Below are 2,502 nucleotides of genomic sequence, written 5' to 3' on the forward strand. Positions count from 1 at the left end.
TTGACTCATGCTGAATCTGTTTGGCGGCAGCCAGTGCTTCGGGTAATAATTCTGGTGGCAGTTTGGAGGCGATGGCGGATAGGACCTGGGCGCGATAAAACTCAGACTGAATCTGTTTGGCGGCAGCGAATGCATCGGGTAATAATTCTGGTGGCAGTTTGGAGGCGATGGCGGATAGTGTGGCGTCGCGATATTCCTGATCCTGAATCTGTTTGGCGGCAGCGAATGCATCGGGTAATAATTCTGGTGGCAGTTTGTTGGCTAAGGCGGATAGTGCGTTGTCGCGACTGTACCCATCCTGTATCTGTTTGGCCGCAGCCAGCGCATCGGGTAATAATTCTGGCCGTTTGTTGGCTAAGGCGGTTAGTGCGTGGGCGCGACTGTACCCATCCTGTATCTGTTTGGCCGCAGCCAGTGCATCGGGTAATAATTCTGGTGGCAGTTTGTCCGCTAAGGCGGTTAGTGCCAGGGCGCGAGGAGACTTATATTTTTTTAAGCGAATCGGCATATAAATTGCATAATAAAGTACATTGAACTGTTATTAAAAACAGTTGACAAACAACTATCAGATTTCGGTTACGAGATCTGTTTGGCGGCAGCCAGTGCTTTTTCCAGTGCTAGTTTTTCGAGATCTGGTGGTAAATGATTGGCAAGCGCTGTCAGCGAATCAGCTTTTTGAGATGGATTTGAACTTTGCAGGGCATAAGCTAGTCCTTGATTAGGAGTCCATACCTTTTTATTAACCAGTGCAATCAGTAGATCGTTGGGTAGATTGGCAGCCAAACTGTTTAAGGAAGCTGTTATCAGGGCATAAAAGCACTGTAATCCAATTGATTTAGAGGGGTTCTCCTTATATATCTCCTCAGCTAATCGCCAAGCACGGGCAATATCTATGACAAAATTGGCAGATTGTCCTAGGCGATCGCACGCTTCATGCCACCCATTGTGTCCTGACTCAGTTTCCTCCTGCAACAATTCGTGAATTTCCTCTGTTTTTAAAGCCTTTTCAAAATGCCAAGTAAGACGCTGATGAATATAACCGTCATCTGGTAAAGTATGCCATTGCCCATTTTTGGTTTTTTCTTTATATCGCTCCAAAAACCTGGTATGAGCATCAACCAACTTCAAACCCAATCCAGGCAAATCACCGCGACGTTTTGGTTTTGTGGGAGCAGTTAACAAATTACGTGCTAAGTCATGCAGTAAGTCGTGTAAACGATATGTGCGGGTTTCGTCACCGAGAGTCACACCAGGCAATAGCAGCGCTTTACTTCGTAAATCTTCCAAAATATCAGAAGCCTCGCGCGCATCATCCAGATCCCAAAGTGTTACCACCATTTTGTCAGTAATCGTTGCATCTTCAGGTAACACCCCCAGCCATGTAAAATTCTCGCGATCAGGTTCTTCCAAACGCTGTATGCTCAAGTTGAATGATGCAGTTAAACTGAGCTTTTTTAAAGAAGCTTCATCACTACTTCCTGTAGATCCCGGTCTGTCAAATGTTTTTAACCGAGCAATTTCCCCTTGAATATCTTTTAACAGAGTTGCCCAGGATACATTGCTGACAACCTGAGCCACAGCCAGTTCCAACGCCAGAGGTAGATAGCCAACCGCTTTTGCTAAATCGGCTGCAGGCTGACGTTCTACATCTTTTAGGTCACGCTCTAGCTTCTTTGTCAGCAGTTCCATAGCCTGCTCTGGCTCCATCACATCCAAACTATAGGTGCTGGCTCCTAATGCATCCGCGATCGCACCTTCACGAGTTGTAACTAGTACTTGACAACGAGAGCCTCCAACGCTAAATGCTTGAGCGTGTTTTGTTTCCCAAGCATCATCTACTACTAACAATATTGCTTTATCATGTAGCAAAGTACGTAGATGAGTGGTAGCAGCTTCTACACTGGTTGGTTTAAAGTCATAGTCACCCAAAGCCTGCACCCAACCGCTTAGTAGGGAGAGGACATCCGGTTGCTGACCTAAAGTTGCCCAAAGAATACCGTCACTATAGTGTGTTTGCACATCAAGATCATGTGCCAAAGCAGTTGCTAGGGTCGATTTACCTACAGAACCTAAGCCATGAATAGCACTAACTACCAAACTACGAGTATCTGGTAATTCTGCAAGTAGGCGATTCTTCAGGTCTTTGGTGTACTCTGGTCTATCTACGTAATAAGTTGGCAGTGGAGGTGCTTGAAAATGTTTACCAATCGCGTGACGATAATTGATAGTTAGGCTGCCCTCTACTCTGCCAACTACGATATTATTGTCACCTTTGGCGTTTTGGACAACATTCTCATTACCTGAAATTTTTTGTGATAGTTCAGAAGATACTTCTAGTTTGACAGTGGCTTCTTCTATAGCAGGGGTAGGCTCTAAGGTTTGAAAACTGTGGGAATGGCTTGATGGTGTACGACAATTTGAACAAAACTTGTAATTAGCTGGATTACTCAATACCTTCGCCAAAAAAAGAGGATAAATATCTCAATCCCAAAACCTCGACTA

1 protein-coding gene and 1 pseudogene are annotated in these 2,502 nt (G+C 45.0%); both read right to left on the reverse strand.

What is annotated here, in order from left to right:
* Positions 1–508: pseudogene (locus tag AC5JM2_RS20835) on the reverse strand (hypothetical protein); the annotation flags it as partial.
* Between the two features lie 68 nt (positions 509–576).
* Positions 577–2,451 carry an NB-ARC domain-containing protein gene (locus AC5JM2_RS20840; RefSeq protein ID WP_495836751.1) on the reverse strand — a complete coding sequence of 625 codons (1,875 nt, stop codon included), beginning with the start codon at positions 2,449–2,451 and terminating at the stop codon, positions 577–579.
* Between the last annotated feature and the right edge of the window lie 51 nt (positions 2,452–2,502).

This window comes from Brasilonema angustatum (assembly GCF_059505445.1).